The 13,582-nt window shown below is 73.2% G+C and carries 16 protein-coding genes and 1 tRNA gene; 5 read left to right on the forward strand and 12 right to left on the reverse strand.

Going from position 1 to position 13,582, the window contains the following annotated elements:
* Window positions 1–3 precede the first annotated feature (3 nt).
* Window positions 4–885 (forward strand): glycerophosphodiester phosphodiesterase, encoded by an 882-nt coding sequence (locus tag ACF1AG_RS01645; RefSeq protein WP_387794658.1) that lies wholly within the window; start codon window positions 4–6, stop codon window positions 883–885.
* A 9-nt stretch (window positions 886–894) separates the two neighbouring features.
* Here the strand turns inward: ACF1AG_RS01645 and ACF1AG_RS01650 are convergent, their stop codons facing one another.
* On the reverse strand, window positions 895–1,551 hold the full coding sequence (locus ACF1AG_RS01650; RefSeq protein ID WP_391809176.1) for a TetR/AcrR family transcriptional regulator: 657 nt from the start codon (window positions 1,549–1,551) through the stop codon (window positions 895–897).
* A 111-nt stretch (window positions 1,552–1,662) separates the two neighbouring features.
* On the opposite strand from ACF1AG_RS01650, the gene ACF1AG_RS01655 reads away from it, so the two are divergent.
* Window positions 1,663–1,854 (forward strand): DUF6243 family protein, encoded by a 192-nt coding sequence (locus tag ACF1AG_RS01655; protein ID WP_359601766.1) that lies wholly within the window; start codon window positions 1,663–1,665, stop codon window positions 1,852–1,854.
* A 7-nt stretch (window positions 1,855–1,861) separates the two neighbouring features.
* On the opposite strand, the gene ACF1AG_RS01660 is transcribed toward ACF1AG_RS01655, so the two are convergent.
* The 4 genes from ACF1AG_RS01660 to ACF1AG_RS01675 form a co-directional block, all read right to left on the reverse strand.
* Entirely contained in the window at window positions 1,862–2,863 is a 1,002-nt protein-coding gene (locus ACF1AG_RS01660; RefSeq protein ID WP_359601767.1) for a small ribosomal subunit Rsm22 family protein, read from the reverse strand.
* A gap of 223 nt (window positions 2,864–3,086) precedes the next feature.
* The gene (locus ACF1AG_RS01665; protein ID WP_391809177.1) at window positions 3,087–3,494 is read right to left on the reverse strand and encodes a hypothetical protein; all 408 of its coding nucleotides are present in this window, start codon (window positions 3,492–3,494) and stop codon (window positions 3,087–3,089) included.
* A gap of 57 nt (window positions 3,495–3,551) precedes the next feature.
* Window positions 3,552–4,721: a serine hydrolase domain-containing protein gene (locus ACF1AG_RS01670; RefSeq protein ID WP_391809178.1), complete on the reverse strand. Its 1,170-nt coding sequence runs from the start codon at window positions 4,719–4,721 to the stop codon at window positions 3,552–3,554.
* Window positions 4,682–6,025, reverse strand: coding sequence for a multidrug effflux MFS transporter (locus ACF1AG_RS01675; protein ID WP_387794656.1), 1,344 nt, complete (start codon window positions 6,023–6,025; stop codon window positions 4,682–4,684). The genes ACF1AG_RS01670 and ACF1AG_RS01675 overlap by 40 nt, the downstream gene beginning before the upstream one ends.
* A 143-nt stretch (window positions 6,026–6,168) precedes the next feature.
* Between ACF1AG_RS01675 and ACF1AG_RS01680 the strand changes: the two genes are divergently transcribed.
* Window positions 6,169–7,194, forward strand: a complete 1,026-nt coding sequence (locus ACF1AG_RS01680; protein ID WP_359601771.1) for a Gfo/Idh/MocA family oxidoreductase — start codon at window positions 6,169–6,171, stop codon at window positions 7,192–7,194.
* Here ACF1AG_RS01680 and ACF1AG_RS01685 read toward each other — a convergent pair.
* Window positions 7,181–8,839: an alkaline phosphatase D family protein gene (locus ACF1AG_RS01685; RefSeq protein ID WP_359601772.1), complete on the reverse strand. Its 1,659-nt coding sequence runs from the start codon at window positions 8,837–8,839 to the stop codon at window positions 7,181–7,183. The genes ACF1AG_RS01680 and ACF1AG_RS01685 overlap by 14 nt on opposite strands.
* 137 nt (window positions 8,840–8,976) lie before the next feature.
* On the opposite strand from ACF1AG_RS01685, the gene ACF1AG_RS01690 reads away from it, so the two are divergent.
* Window positions 8,977–9,753 carry an SDR family oxidoreductase gene (locus tag ACF1AG_RS01690; protein ID WP_359601773.1) on the forward strand — a complete coding sequence of 259 codons (777 nt, stop codon included), beginning with the start codon at window positions 8,977–8,979 and terminating at the stop codon, window positions 9,751–9,753.
* 241 nt (window positions 9,754–9,994) lie between these two features.
* On the opposite strand, the gene ACF1AG_RS01695 is transcribed toward ACF1AG_RS01690, so the two are convergent.
* From ACF1AG_RS01695 to ACF1AG_RS01720, 6 genes are all read right to left on the reverse strand, one after another.
* Window positions 9,995–10,990 carry an aldo/keto reductase gene (locus ACF1AG_RS01695; protein WP_359601774.1) on the reverse strand — a complete coding sequence of 332 codons (996 nt, stop codon included), beginning with the start codon at window positions 10,988–10,990 and terminating at the stop codon, window positions 9,995–9,997.
* 223 nt (window positions 10,991–11,213) lie between these two features.
* A tRNA-OTHER gene (locus ACF1AG_RS01700) sits at window positions 11,214–11,336 on the reverse strand.
* 139 nt (window positions 11,337–11,475) lie between these two features.
* The gene (locus ACF1AG_RS01705; protein WP_391809179.1) at window positions 11,476–12,207 is read right to left on the reverse strand and encodes a hypothetical protein; all 732 of its coding nucleotides are present in this window, start codon (window positions 12,205–12,207) and stop codon (window positions 11,476–11,478) included.
* Between the two features lie 156 nt (window positions 12,208–12,363).
* The gene (locus ACF1AG_RS01710) at window positions 12,364–12,645 is read right to left on the reverse strand and encodes a type II toxin-antitoxin system RelE/ParE family toxin (RefSeq protein ID WP_391809180.1); all 282 of its coding nucleotides are present in this window, start codon (window positions 12,643–12,645) and stop codon (window positions 12,364–12,366) included.
* A gap of 4 nt (window positions 12,646–12,649) precedes the next feature.
* Complete coding sequence (locus tag ACF1AG_RS01715) at window positions 12,650–12,931, reverse strand: type II toxin-antitoxin system Phd/YefM family antitoxin (RefSeq protein WP_391809181.1); 282 nt, start codon at window positions 12,929–12,931, stop codon at window positions 12,650–12,652.
* 1 nt (window position 12,932) lies between these two features.
* Window positions 12,933–13,337, reverse strand: coding sequence for an ATP-binding protein (locus tag ACF1AG_RS01720; protein WP_391809182.1), 405 nt, complete (start codon window positions 13,335–13,337; stop codon window positions 12,933–12,935).
* A 21-nt stretch (window positions 13,338–13,358) separates the two neighbouring features.
* Here ACF1AG_RS01720 and ACF1AG_RS01725 point away from each other — a divergent pair, with 21 nt between their 5' ends.
* The gene (locus ACF1AG_RS01725; protein ID WP_391809183.1) at window positions 13,359–13,574 is read left to right on the forward strand and encodes a DUF397 domain-containing protein; all 216 of its coding nucleotides are present in this window, start codon (window positions 13,359–13,361) and stop codon (window positions 13,572–13,574) included.
* The last annotated feature ends 8 nt before the right edge of the window (window positions 13,575–13,582 follow it).

A 13,582-nucleotide genomic window follows, 5' to 3' on the forward strand; every position in this document is an offset into this window, starting at 1 on the left:
GCCATGATCACGTGGATCGCGACGTCGGCGCCGGCCGCCCTGGTGTCCGCGGTGTCCCTCGCCGCGCTGACGCTCACGGGGCACGGCGGCTCGCCCCCGCTGGAGTGGGGCGACGGCCCGCTGACGGCGGACTCGCTGCCCCGGGTGACGTACGTGGCGCATCGCGGCGGGGCGCGCGAGGTGCCGGAGAACAGCATGTCGGGGCTGATGGCGGCGTACCGGCGCGGTACGGCGCAGGTGCTGGACTTCGACACCCGGGTGCTGCGGGACGGCACGCCGGTGGTCTTCCACGACGCGACCCTGGACCGTACGACCTTCCTGGGCGGGGAGGTGCGGAAGCTGGACGCGGAGGAGTGGAAGGGGGTGCGGCTGCGCCCGCGCGACCGGTTGCCGGGGAGCTGGCGGTCGGAGCGGCCGCCGACGGTCGAGGAGGTGCTGGACCGGCTGGGCGGGAGGATCCTGCTGATGCTGGAGCTGAAGGACCCGGCCGGTCTTGAGCGGGTGGCCGGGATGATCCGGGAGCGGGGGCTGACCCGGTCTGTGTTCGTCAACACCAACCACCCCCTGGTCGCGGAGCGGGTGCACCGGCTGGGGCTGCTGACCCAGCTGTGGCGCTCGGCCGAGCAGATGCGCACCGACCGGCCGGAGCGGTGGCGCTCCTTCGTCGACCTGCTGGACGTCGACATCCGGGCGCGGGACGGGGATGTGAAGCGGGCGGTCCGCTCGGGGATCCCCCGGGTGTGGGCGCACACCGTCGTCACCCCGGCCCAGCGCGACCGCGCCCTCGCGCTCGGCTGCGACGGCGTCCTCACGGACGCGCCGGGACGGCTGGCGCGGTACCGGACGCGGGTGCCGGGGCCGGTCAGCTCGGTGACGGGGCGGTGAGGGCCGGCGTCAGCGGGGGGCGAGGCCGTGCAGGGCGTAGTCGACCAGGGTGTCGGTGTACTCGTGGGTGATCGGGCCGGTGTACTGGAGCCAGCGCTGGGCCAGCGGTGAGACGAAGAGTTCCAGGGCGATGCGCGGATCGACGTCGGGGCGGACCTCCCCGCTCTCCTGCGCGGCGCGCAGCCGGTCGACGTACAGCTGGAGCTGGGGTTCCAGGAGCTGGGCGACGAAGCGGCGGCCGAGCTCCTCGTTGACGACGCCCTCGGCGGCCAGGGCGCGGGAGGGCGCCTCGAAGGCGGGATTGCCCAGCTCGTCGACCGTCGCGCGCAGCACGTTCTTGAGGTCGGCGGCGAGGTCCCCGGTGTCGGGGAAGGAGTACGGCTTCCGTCCCGCTGCCTCGGCGGCCCGGTCTGCTGCCCGGTCTGCGGCCTGGTCTGCGGCCTGGTCGCTGAGGTCGAGGAACGCCTCGAGCAGCACGTCCGCCTTCGACGGCCACCAGCGGTAGATCGTCTGCTTGCCGACCCCGGCGCGGGAGGCGATCCCCTCGATGGTGGTCTTCGGGTACCCCACCTCGGCGACGAGGGCGAGGGCGGCGTCGTAGATGGCGCGACGGGACCGCTCGCTGCGGCGCGAGGTGTCGGGGGCGGACGACTGGTTCTGGGCCATGGTCCGAATTTACCAGGTTGACAAGACGCTGCGTCTCGCCGGACGCTGGTGCGGTATTCACGAGACGAACCGTCTCGTTCCTTTCTGTCGACTGTGTGGAGGGAGCCCCTCATGGCTCGAGGCGGAAACATGCTGGGCGTCGGCGGCGCCCGGCAGCACCTGGGCCGCAAGGCGCTGCGCGGCGGGGGCCCGGCCGGCCGCATCGGCGGCGGCACGGACCCCCGGGCCCAGAAGCGCGCGCTGCTGCGCAAGCTCCAGGAACAGCGCGACGCGGAGAAGGAGCGGAAGAGCGAGCAGGGGTGACGGTGGGTCAGTCCTGCGCGGACGGCGGCGGCCAGGGGTCGCCCCAGTCCGTGTCCCGGGCGGCGCGGTAGAGGGCGCCGTGGCGCTTGGTGACCGTGGTGCGGTTCAGGGCCGGGTCCGTCTCGCAGAGGTCGAGGAGGACCTGGCCCTTGCGGATCTGGGGCTTGCGGACGACACGGGCGGGGGCCGGGGTGACCGGCAGCCGGGTCGCGGCGACGTAGCTGAACTTCTCGTCCTCGTAGGCGAGGGTGCCGCCCTTGATCTGGCGGTGCAGCGAGGAGCGGCTGACCCGTGCGGAGAAATGGCACCAGTCGGCGCCGGGCACGATCGGGCAGGACGCGCTGTGCGGGCAGGGCGCGGCCACCTGGAAGCCGGCGGCGACCAGACGGTCGCGGGCCTCGATCATGCGGGCGTAGCCGTCGGGGGTGCCGGGCTCCACGATCACCACGGCCCGCGCGGCGCCGGCGGCCGCGTCGACGAGTGCGGCGCGGTCGGCGGCGGTGAGTTCGTTGAGCACGTAGGACACGGTGACGAGGTCGGCCGGCTCCAGGGTGAGCGCGGATCCGATCCGGGCGCGCTCCCAGCGGGCGCCGCGCAGGGCGGGGTGACCGGCGGCCAGTTCACGGCCGAGGTCGAGCGCGGGCGCGGCCCAGTCCAGCACGGTCACCGGGCGCTCCCCGTCCCAGGTCGCGCTCACCGCCCACGCCGCCGCGCCGGTCCCGCCGCCCACGTCGACATGACTCCCGGGCGCCCACCCGGGCACGGCGTCGGCGAAGGCCCGCAGCGCCGAGTGCACCGCCTCGAAGGTGGCGGGCATCCGGTACGCGGCGTACGCGGCCACGTCGGCGCGGTCACGCAGGATGGGGGCGTCGGTGGGGGTGGCGCCCCGGTAGTGCCCGATCAGCCGCTCGACGGCCTGACCGGCCTGCCGCGCGGGAATCCCGTCCAGCAGCCCACCGAGGGCGGCACGCAGGGAGTCGGCGGTGGCGAGGGGGGCGGGGGCGTTCACCCGGAGATTCTACGACCCCCTCCGTGGGCGATCGTGCCGCGCGCGGCCCCACGGGCCGGGGAGGCCCCACGGGCCGGGGAGGCCCCACGAGCCGGGGAGGCCCCACGAGCCGGGGAGGCCCCGGGCCTTTCGTCCGTGCGGACGCGGCGGAAAGCCCGTCAGCGCCCTGCCGGCGGCGCCCCGGCCCACGAGTGCACCCGGCGCACATCGGTGCCCGGCGTCCTCATCCCGTCGCGGTCCGCTCCAGGGCGAGGAGCAGGTGCCCCAGGTCGTGCGGCATCACGGCGATCTCGACGGCGCCCACGGAGGAGTCGCACGCGACGATCGTGCAGCGGGGGTTCACCCTCAGTTCTTCGCGCCACGAAGGCGCACGCGTGCCGACCAGCCGCAACGCGCTCGGTACAGGCGCCTCCGCCCCGGCCCTCGTACGCGGCTCCCAGGCGACCGTGGACGGTCCCACCGCCATCCGTCCCCGCAGCCACCGGCCCCTGCGGGCGGGGTGCCGCAGCATGCACGGCACCTCGATCACCTCACCCCGTGCGGCCCGCTCGTCGCGGCGCCGTGCTCTCCGGCTCACCACCAGCCACGTCGTCAGCCCGCCGGCCGCCATGGCGCACACGCTTGTGATCACCGTGGCATTGAAGCATTCGGCGGCGTTGCCGGGACGGCCGCCCGCGGAGGCGGCCCCTCATCTCCCCCGCACCGCCCGAGCCACCCGTGTCGCCGCCTCCGCCCGCGGGGTGCTGTCGGGTGGGGTGGGGCGGCGGGGGTGGACCGTGTTGGCGAGGAGGACGACGAAGGTGTCCGTGGCCCGGTCGAGGACCAGGGACGTGCCGGTGAAGCCGGAGTGGCCCGCCGCGCCGTGGCCCGCCAGGGCGCCCATGAAGTACGGCTGGTCGACGGCGAAGCCGAGGCCCGGGGGGCGGAGCATCAGGTCCACGTGGTCCGGGCCGAGGACGCGGGCCGGACCGTAGGAGCCGCCCGCCAGCAGGGTGCGGCAGAAGACCGCCAGGTCTCCCGCCGTGGAGAAGAGGCCGGCGTGGCCGGCGACGCCGCCCAGCGCCCAGGCGTTCTCGTCGTGCACCTCGCCCCGCAGCATCCCCCGGTCCGCCTTGGCCCAGGGCCGCCGCTGGTCCTCGGTCGCGGCCGCCGACGGGCACGGCCCGAAGCCGGTCGCGTCCATGCCGAGCGGCCGGGTGATGCCGTCGCGCACCAGGACGTCGAGGGTGCGGCCGGTGAGCCGCTCCAGGACGTGCTGGAGCAGCAGCATGTTGAGGTCGGAGTAGCCGTACGTGCCGGGCGCGGCGACCGGCCGTTCCGCGCGCAGCAGCGCCAGGCGTTCCGCGTCGTCGGCGCAGTCGTGCAACGGCAGTTCGGGGCGGAGCCCGGAGGTGTGGGTGAGCAGGTGGCGCACGGTGATGCCGTGCCGTACGGCGGCCGTGAAGTCCGGCAGGTACGTGCCGACGCGCGCGTCGAGCCCCAGGGTGCCCCGCTCGATCTGCTGCACCGCGGCCACCGACGTGAACAGCTTGGTGACGGAGGCGAGGTCGAACGGGGTGTGCACGGTCGTCGGCACCCGCTGCTCCGGCGGGAGTTCGACCGGCGCGTCCGCCTGCTCGTCGTGGCCGGCGTAGCGCACCGCCCAGCCCGCCGCCTCCTCCACCGCGATCACCGGACCGCGTCCGACGACGACCACCGCGCCCGCGGCCCAGGGGCGGCTCCCCTCGGTGCGGGCGCGGACCTCCTGGACCAGCCGTCGCAGTTCCGCGGCGTCCAGCCCGGCGCGTTCCGGGGCGCCCCGGCGCAGTCGCGGGGTGCTCAGACGCCCCCGCCCTTCGTGCTCGTCCCGGTCTTCCACGGGCGGCACATTCCCAGGAAGCAGCCCGTCGCCACCAGGGCGGAGGCCAGTTGGACGACGGCCATCGGGACGGCGGTGTCCTCGCCGGCGATGCCGACGAGCGGGGAGGCGATCGCGCCGATGAGGAAGGACGTCGTGCCGAGCAGGGCGGACGCGGAGCCGGCCGCGTACCGGGCGCGCATCAGCGGCAGCGTCTGGGTGTTGGGCATGACGACGCCCATGGACGACATCAGCACGAACAGCGCCACGGCGACCGGCACCAGGCCCGTCTCACCGAACACACCCAGCGACATCAGCAGCAGCGCCGTGGCGGCGGCGACGACGACGGCGAGCCCCGCACCGAGCGCCTTGTCCAGCCGGACCCGCCCGACCAGGATCTTCCCGTTGACCTGACCCATGATCATCAGGCCGATCGAGTTGAGCCCGAACAGCAGGCTGAAGGTCTGCGGGGAGGCGCCGTAGATCTCCTGCATGACGAACGGGGAGGCGGCGACGTACGAGAAGAGGGAGGCGAAGGCGAAGCCGCCGGCGAGCATGTAGCCGGTGAAGACCCGGTCGGCGAGCAGCCGGCGCATCGGCGCGAGGGTCTCGCGGACGTTGCCGCCGTGCCGGTCGGCGGGGTCCAGGGTCTCGGGCAGCTTCGTCCACACGAGCGCCGTCAGCAGCACGCCGAGGATCGTGAGGACGACGAAGACGCCCCGCCAGTCGGTGAACCGCAGCACCTGACCGCCGATCAGCGGCGCCAGGATCGGCGCCATGCCGGAGATCAGCATGAGGGTCGAGAAGAAGCGGGCCAGGGCGACGCCGTCGTACAGGTCACGGGCGACCGCCCGCGCGATGACGATGCCCGCCGCGCCCGCGAGGCCCTGCGCGAGCCGGCAGGCGACGAGGAGTTCCACGGTCGGCGCGAAGGCGCAGAGAGCGGTGGCCACGACGTAGATGACGAGACCGACGAGCAGCGGCCGGCGCCGGCCATAGCGGTCGCTCATCGGACCGACCACGAGCTGCCCGAGCGCCATGCCGGCCAGACAGGCGGTGAGGGTGAGCTGGACGGTCGCGGCGGGCGCGCTCAGCGACCGGGTGACCTCCGGCAGGGCCGGGAGGTACATGTCCATCGCCAGCGGCGTCACGGCGGTCAGGCCGCCGAGGATGAAGGTGACCAGCAGACCGGCCCGCGACGCCCCGCCGCCGGTGTGCCGTCCCGGCGGAGCCGCCGCCGCGCCCGGAGGGGCCACAGCCCTCGCCCCCGCGCCCGGCGTCCCGTTATGAGTCGATTTCGATATGGACGCCCCACCCTCGGGCATGTGCCCCTCCCTTTTCACGCCGTTGGCTCCCTATGCTCTCAGCTCGTACGGAGTGCTCGGCGTCGACGACGATGTCATGGGAGCGCTTCCATTGCAGCTCCGTGAGCGAAGCGTTGACGGAAGACACGAACAGGGTGGGACGAATGACCGAACAGAGGACGCGCTGGGGCATTCTGGCGACCGGCGGCATGGCCGCGACGTTCACGGCGGACCTGGTGGACATGCCCGACGCCGAGGTCGTGGCGGTGGCGTCCCGCTCGGTGGAGTCCGCGAAGACCTTCGCCGACCGCTTCGGCATACCGCGCGCCTACGGCGACTGGGAGGCGCTCGCGGCGGACGACGGCCTCGACGTCGTCTACGTCGCCACCCCGCACTCGGCGCACCGCGCGGCCGCCGGGATGATGCTGGAGGCCGGGCAGCACGTGCTGTGCGAGAAGCCGTTCACGCTGAACTCGCGCGAGGCCGCCGAGCTGGTCGCGCTGGCGCGGGACGGCGGACGCTTCCTGATGGAGGCCATGTGGATGTACTGCCACCCCATGGTGCGCCGCCTCAAGGCGCTGGTCGCCGACGGCGCGATCGGCGAAGTGCGGCACGTGCAGGCGGACTTCGGTCTCGCGGGCCCGTTCCCGGCCACGCACCGGCTGCGTGACCCCGCGCTCGGCGGCGGCGCGCTGCTGGACCTCGGGGTGTACCCGGTGTCGTTCGCCCACCTGCTGCTCGGCGAGCCGTCGGACATCGTCGCGCGGGCGACGCTCTCCGAGGAGGGCGTCGACCTCCAGACGGGGGCGCTGCTCTCCTGGGAGAACGGCGCCCTCGCCTCGGTCCACTGCTCCATCGTGGGCGGTACGGCCACCTCCGCCTCGGTCACCGGGTCCGAGGGACGCATCGACATCCCGAACGGCTTCTTCTTCCCGGAGCGGTTCGTGCTGCACCGGGACGGCCGGGACGCCGAGGAGTTCGCGGCCGACCCGGCCGACGGCCCCCGGGAGAGCCTCAAGCACGAGGCGGCGGAGGTGATGCGCGCGCTGCGGGCCGGTGAGACGGAGTCGCCGGTGGTGCCGCTGGACGGCACCCTCGCCGTGATGCGGACGCTCGACGCGATCCGGGACCGCGTCGGCGTCCGCTACCCGGGCGAGGACGCGGACGGCGCGGCGGTCACGCCGGCCTGAGCCCCGGATCTCCCGCCTCCGTGACGAAGGAGGCGGCGGTGGTGAGCGGCGCGCCCTGCGTGGTGACGTGGGAGACCGTCTTGAAGTCGGCGCGCGCCCGCTCCCGGCCGAGGGTGACGGTCGTGTAGCCGCGCAGGCCGTTGTAGAACCGCATGTGCGGATTGGCCGCGGTCAGGTTGTCGTGGTTGGCGGGCTTCTCCGACCCGTTGCCTCCGCTGGTGACGGAGGTGGTGACGATCTCGGTGCCCACGGTCCTCGAGCCGGGGTCGGCGAAGTCCCGCTTGATGTCGAAGCCGTAGTGGACGTGCACGTCGCCGGTGAGGACCATCAGGTTCTCGACGCCGGCGGCCTGCGCGCCGGCCAGGACGCGCTCGCGGGAGGCCGGGTAGCCGTCCCAGGAGTCCATGGAGACCTTGGCGGGCGGGGTGGGCGTGTCGAGCCGCTGGGCGAACGTGACCTGCTGGGGCACGACGTTCCACACCGCGTCGGAGCGCCGCCAGCCGTCGAGCAGCCAGCGCTCCTGGGCGGCGCCGGTGAGGGTGCGCGAGGGGTCCTCGGACTCGGGACCCGGGTACTGCCAGCCGTCGCCGTAGGCCTGGTCGGAGCGGTACTGCCGGGTGTCGAGCACGTCGAACTGGGCGAGCCGGCCCCAGTGCAGCCTGCGGTACAGCTTCAGGTCGGGGCCCTCGGGGAGCTGCGGCCGGCGCAGCGGCATGTTCTCCCAGTAGGCGCGGTAGGCGGCGGCCCGGCGCAGCAGGAACTCCTCCGGCGGGACGCTGTTCTCCGGGGTGTCGTCGGCGTAGTTGTTCTCCGTCTCGTGGTCGTCCCAGGTGACGACGAAGGGGTGCGCGGCGTGCGCGGCCCTGAGGTCGGGGTCGGACTTGTAGAGGGCGTACCGCAGCCGGTAGTCCTCCAGCGTGACGGTCTCCCGGTTGAACAGGCCGGAGGGCAGCGTGCCGGCCGGGTAGGCGCGGGCGCCGCCGGCGTCGTTCACGGCGTACTCGTAGAGGTAGTCGCCGAGGTGGAGGACGACGTCGAGGTCCTCCTGGGCGAGGTGCCGGTAGGCGGTGTAGTAGCCCTGGTCGTAGCGCTGGCAGGAGACGACGCCGAAGGTGAGCCCGGCGGCGCGGCTGCGCGGGGCGGGGGCGGTGCGGGTGCGGCCGACAGGGCTGACGAAGCGGCCGGCCCGGAAGCGGTAGTGGTAGACGCGGCCGGGGGCGAGCCCTCCCACCTCGACGTGCACGGTGTGGTGGAACTCCGGGTGGGCGTCGGCCCTGCCGCGTCTGACGACGCTGCGGAAGCGGGCGTCGAGGGCGATCTCCCACTCGACGGCGACGCGGCGGGCGGGCAGTCCGCCGTCGGCCTGGTACGGGACGGGCGCGAGGCGGGTCCACAGCAGCACCGAGTCGGGGTGCGGGTCGCCGGAGGCGACGCCGAGGGTGAAGGGGTCGTCGGTGAGCCGCGCGGTGTCCAGTTCGGCGGCGGCCGCGGTGCCCGCGCCGGGCACGCCGACGGCGAAGGCGAGCGCGGCCGCGGCGCCGGTGGCCGTCAGGAAGCGGCGGCGGCCGACGTGGCGGGCGACGGCGCGGAGTTCGGGGGCGTGGGACGGGCGGGCGGCGTGGGGCGTCGTGAGGTCCTGCGTCATGGGTCCTCCCCTGGCGGACGGGTGGGTGCGGGAGGAATTGCAGTGGCCGGGGACGACGCGCCGTTGACGCGTACACAGCATCCGGATGACGGTCGTATGAGGTCCGCATGGCGAACCCTCGCCTACGCTGCGGTGCCATGAACGCCAAGGAAACGGACGGACGGGACGGGCGGGCCGGGGTCGCGGTGGTCACCGGGGCGGGCTCCGGCATCGGACGCGCGGTGACCCGCGAACTGCTGCGCGGGGGCTGGTCGGTGGTACTGGCGGGACGCAGGGCGGAGACGCTGGAGGAGACGGCGGGGGCCGCCGGCGGGGAGACCTTGCTGGTGCCGACGGACGTGTCACGACCGGGGGACGTGGAGGCGCTGTTCGCGGCGGCGGTCGACCGCTTCGGGCGGCTGGACCTGCTGTTCAACAACGCCGGTACGTCGGGGCCCGGCGGGGTGCCGGTGGAGGAACTGCCGTACGAGGCGTGGCGGCACGTGGTGGACACCAACCTCAACGGGGCGTTCCTGTGCGCGCAGGCCGCGTACCGGCAGATGAAGGGGCAGACCCCGCAGGGCGGCCGGATCATCAACAACGGCTCGGTGTCGGCGCACGTCCCGCGCCCCCGGTCGGTCGCCTACACGGCGACGAAGCACGCGCTGACGGGCCTGACCAAGTCGCTCGCGCTGGACGGGCGTCCGTACCGGATCGCGGTGGGCCAGATCGACATCGGCAACGCGGCGACGGAGATGACGGAGCGCATGCGGGCGGGGGTGCCGCAGGCGAACGGGGAGATCGCGCCGGAGCCGGTGATGGACGTCGCGGACGTGGCGCGCACGGTGCGGCACATGGCGGAGCTGCCGCTGGAGGCGAACGTGCAGTTCGCGACGGTGCTGGCGACGGGGATGCCGTACGTGGGGCGGGGCTGAGGCGTCCCGCACCGCCGTCGCGCCCGCGATCCCCACAATCGGAATTAACACATCCGCCCCATTGCGGCCGGTGGAGAACCTATGCTCAACTTCTCTGCACCAAAGCTTCACAGTTGAGGCAGCGGTCTTCCGTCAGGCCACATCCAGGGGGGAGGCGGCAGCCGTTCCACACCGCCGGCTGGGGGTGGGCCCGCGCGGGACCGCGGGTGCACACCGGCGGGTGGAACGGCTGCCGCACGTCTTACGCGGCCCGCCTCCCCAGGACCTCCTCCACCTCTGCCATCTGCTGCTCGGTCAACGGCCCCTTGGCGAGCGCGCCGGCGTTCTCCTCGGCCTGGGCGACGGAGCGGAAGCCGGGGATGGGCACGGTGCGCGGGCTGCGCGCCCACAGCCAGGCCAGGGCGCCCTGGGCGAGGGTGCGGCCGCCGCTGGTGAGGATGTCCCGCAACGCGTCGACCCGGGCCAGCCACTCGGGTTCGGCGCCGCTGCCGTCACCGAACCCCCGCAGCCAGGCCGGCGGACGGCTGCGGATGTCCCCGGCCTCGAGCGGCCGGCCGCCGCGGTGCTTGCCGGTCAGCAGCCCCATGGCGAGGGGACTGCGGTTGACGGACGCGAGGCCGGCCTTCTCGCAGAGCAGGAGCATCTCGGGGGCGTCGTCGAGGACGTTGAGTGCGTGCTGTACGGCGGCGCAGTGCGGCCCCTCGGCGAAGACGGCGGCGCGGGCGGGGTCGTCGGTGCTCCAGGCGTACGCCCGGATCAGCCCTTCCGCGACCAACTCCTCGCACGCGTCCCGCAGCACGGCCGCCCGGCCGGGGTCGGCGTCGGCGAGATGCAGCTGGTAGAGGTCGACGTGGTCGGTACCGAGCCGGCGCAGGGAGGCGGTCAGGGCACGGCGGAGGTGCTCCGGGGAGTCGTCGGCGCCGGAGGCGGTGCGGGTGCCGGGGTCGAAGAGGTTTCCCCACTTGGTGGCGACGACGACGTCGTCCCGCCGCGAGCCGAGCGCCCTGCCGAGGATCAACTCGCTGTGCCCGGTGCCGTAGACGTCGGCGGTGTCGAAGAAGGTGACGCCCAGGTCGAGGGCACGGTGGATCGCCCGCACCGACTCCTCGTCGTCGACCTTCCCCCACCCGAGGGGCTGCCCGGCACCGTCCTGCCACTCCCCGCCGATCGCCCAGCACCCGAACCCGAGCGCGCTGACCTGGATACCACTGCGTCCCAGTGTGCGTGTGAACTCCATGCCGGGGACGGTAGGGGTTGGAGTGCACGCCAGGGCAAGGGGGTTGTCGGGGGTGAGGGGCCCCTGCCTTCTCGCGGGGCGCGGACGTGGCGGGGCCCGGGAGTCGTATCCAGCTCCCGGGCCCCTGGGGATGCCACCCAATTCGCACGCCGGCCGCGTTCAAAAGGACGGATCAGTCATCATGCCGTCGTGTTCTTCCTTTGAACTACCGCGCCGTGAAGAGAGGCGCAGGCGAGAGTCGAACTCGCATCCGACGGCGTTCGTCCGTCCCCGTTCGGTCCGGCGATCGGCGGCGATGCTGAGACTGGAGCGAGAGTCTGAGATTGACCGCGGCCGCCTCTGCGACGACCGCTCTTCAGGCTGAACTTCAGTTTCAGCTTGCGCTCCTGACGCGAACCGGTCCTCACCCGGCCCGCGCCCCGTAGCGCACCCCCGCGCTCGCACGCGGGGGCGATCGTGGATGCCACCTGTGGCCGCGCCGCGCGTCAGCCGAACAGGTAGCCGAACACCGCGTCGCCGACCCGCTGGTCGGTGACCTCGGCGCCGTTGGCCTCCTCACGGGCGAACTTCACGCCCTGCTGGAGCTTCTCGACCCGCTCCAGCAGCTCGTTCACCCGCCGCGCCGGGAGGGCGCCGGAGAACTTCACGGTGGTCCAGTAACCGATCGGCACGTCCTCGTAGTACACCTCGACCTGCGCCGGGTGCTTCTCCGTGGCCTCCGCCTTGACGTGGTTGCGCGGCACCTTCTTGGTGCGGATCGTCCGCACCGGGTCCGTCTTCCACCAGTCCGTGGACGGGTCGAGGGACCAGGACTCCGCGGCGTCGAGCGTCGGCAGCTTCTTGACGAAGCCGTGCAGTTCGGCGAGCTGCTTCTCGAGGAAGAGCAGATAGCTGACGGGGACGTCGGCGACCAGCGTCCGCCCGTCGACCGTGACGTCCGCGCGGGCCAGGCAGTTGGCCCAGTCCTTCGTCGCGGTGACGTCGAACAGCCGCGTCAGCGAGGCGGACACCTCGCGCAGCACGTCCTCGGCCTGCACCTGCACCCGCGTGGACTCGGGCGGCAACTGCTCGCCCTCCTCGTCCTTCGGCTGGTAGGTGCGCGAGATACCGGCCAGCAGCGCCGGCTTCTGCACCCTGCCGTGCGCGGCGTTGATGTCCTGGAGCGACTTGCTCTTGACACCCTTCTCGACCGCGATGATCTGGTTCAGCTTGGTCACGGGCTCCCCCTTCGAACAGGGGGAACGTACCGCGGGAAGTGGGGGCCCGTCGCCGCATTTTCCTCATACGACTCTCAGGCGGGTGACGCCGGACCTCAGGCCCGCAGCCCTCGCTCTTCGGGAGTACCCGGGTCTCCGAGTTCGCAGGACGGCACGTCAGGGAACCTGACGGTAGACGTCGCGCCGATTACCGAGAGCCAGGACCCACACGATCAGCCGACCGTCCTCCACGGTGTACACGACGCGGTAGTCACCGACCCTGAGCCGCCACCGGGCGCTGTGGCCCTGCAGGGCCTTGATGTCGAACGGCGCCGTGTCGCCGGCGTCCATCGCCTTCTGCAACTCGGTGAGCCGATACAAGATCCGCAGGGCGTCGGGGCGCGGGATCTTGAGCATGTCCCGCTGCGCGTGCGGCGTGAAGCGCGTGACGTATCCCATGCGGTCAGTCCCGTTCGGTGCGGAGCATGGCGGCCATCTCCTCCAGCGAGACCGACCCCTCCAGGCCCTCGGACTCGGCTTCGTCGGCCAGCCGGTTGAGCCAGGCTTCTTCGGCGTCCTCGGCGATCCGGCGCAGCCGCTGGTACTCCTCGATGTCGATCACGACGGCCTCCTGCTTTCCGCGCCGGGTGATGATCGTCGGGGTCTCCTCGCGCCGGGCACGGTCGATGACGTCGGCGAGGTGGCCTCGGACCTCGGCCATGGATTCGATCACCGGTTCACTCATGTCACAAATGTAGCAGATGTACATCGGGTACGGTCGCGATCTCGTACTCCGCCCAGACCGTGCTGCCCGGGCCGTCCGGCCGTGGGCGCCAGTCCCAGCGGGCGGCGAGCGCGGCGGCCAGGAGGAGGCCCCGGCCGGTTCCGTCGACGGCGGGGATCTCGGGCCGGGGCCCGCCCGGCCGGGGCGGGACCCGCTCGCCCCGGGTGTCGGTGACCTCGACGCGGACGGCGGCGGATCGGGGCCCGGTGGGGAGGAGCGCGAGACGGAGGTGGAAGTCCCGGCCCGGGACGTTGCCGTGCAGCACGGCGTTCGCCGTCAGCTCGGCGGCGATCAGCACGATCGCGTCGTGGTCGTCGGTGCCGTACGGGACACCCCAGGCGTGGCGGAGTGAGTCACTGGAGATCATCGAAGGGGTGCCGGGATCGCTATGAGCAACTCTGAATCCTCAACTGCCGCCTCCCGTCTCACCTGGTACAAGAGCAGCTACAGCGGGACCGAGGGCGGCGATTGTGTAGAGGTCGCGGCCGCGACAGCGGGTGTGCACATCCGCGACTCAAAGACCGCCGCCGGCCCCGTCCTCACGGTCTCGCGTAACGCGTGGGCGGGATTCGTCGGGCTGGCCTCCTCGGAGCGGAGCGTCTGACACTCGTA

It is taken from the genome of Streptomyces sp. NPDC014764 (assembly GCF_043082785.1).
GTDB classification, from domain to species: domain Bacteria; phylum Actinomycetota; class Actinomycetes; order Streptomycetales; family Streptomycetaceae; genus Streptomyces; species Streptomyces althioticus.

What these genes read in the sequence shown, in the direction of transcription:
- ACF1AG_RS01685 (WP_359601772.1), bottom strand. Translation starts at nt 8,839, where the DNA reads ATGACGCAGGACCTCACGACGCCCCACGCCGCCCGCCCGTCCCACGCC.
- ACF1AG_RS01720 (WP_391809182.1), bottom strand. Translation starts at nt 13,337, where the DNA reads ATGATCTCCAGTGACTCACTCCGCCACGCCTGGGGTGTCCCGTACGGC.
- ACF1AG_RS01695 (WP_359601774.1), bottom strand. Translation starts at nt 10,990, where the DNA reads ATGGAGTTCACACGCACACTGGGACGCAGTGGTATCCAGGTCAGCGCG.
- ACF1AG_RS01655 (WP_359601766.1), top strand. Translation starts at nt 1,663, where the DNA reads ATGGCTCGAGGCGGAAACATGCTGGGCGTCGGCGGCGCCCGGCAGCAC.
- ACF1AG_RS01715 (WP_391809181.1), bottom strand. Translation starts at nt 12,931, where the DNA reads ATGAGTGAACCGGTGATCGAATCCATGGCCGAGGTCCGAGGCCACCTC.
- ACF1AG_RS01645 (WP_387794658.1), top strand. Translation starts at nt 4, where the DNA reads ATGATCACGTGGATCGCGACGTCGGCGCCGGCCGCCCTGGTGTCCGCG.
- ACF1AG_RS01690 (WP_359601773.1), top strand. Translation starts at nt 8,977, where the DNA reads ATGAACGCCAAGGAAACGGACGGACGGGACGGGCGGGCCGGGGTCGCG.
- ACF1AG_RS01725 (WP_391809183.1), top strand. Translation starts at nt 13,359, where the DNA reads ATGAGCAACTCTGAATCCTCAACTGCCGCCTCCCGTCTCACCTGGTAC.
- ACF1AG_RS01710 (WP_391809180.1), bottom strand. Translation starts at nt 12,645, where the DNA reads ATGGGATACGTCACGCGCTTCACGCCGCACGCGCAGCGGGACATGCTC.
- ACF1AG_RS01675 (WP_387794656.1), bottom strand. Translation starts at nt 6,025, where the DNA reads ATGCCCGAGGGTGGGGCGTCCATATCGAAATCGACTCATAACGGGACG.
- ACF1AG_RS01680 (WP_359601771.1), top strand. Translation starts at nt 6,169, where the DNA reads ATGACCGAACAGAGGACGCGCTGGGGCATTCTGGCGACCGGCGGCATG.
- ACF1AG_RS01650 (WP_391809176.1), bottom strand. Translation starts at nt 1,551, where the DNA reads ATGGCCCAGAACCAGTCGTCCGCCCCCGACACCTCGCGCCGCAGCGAG.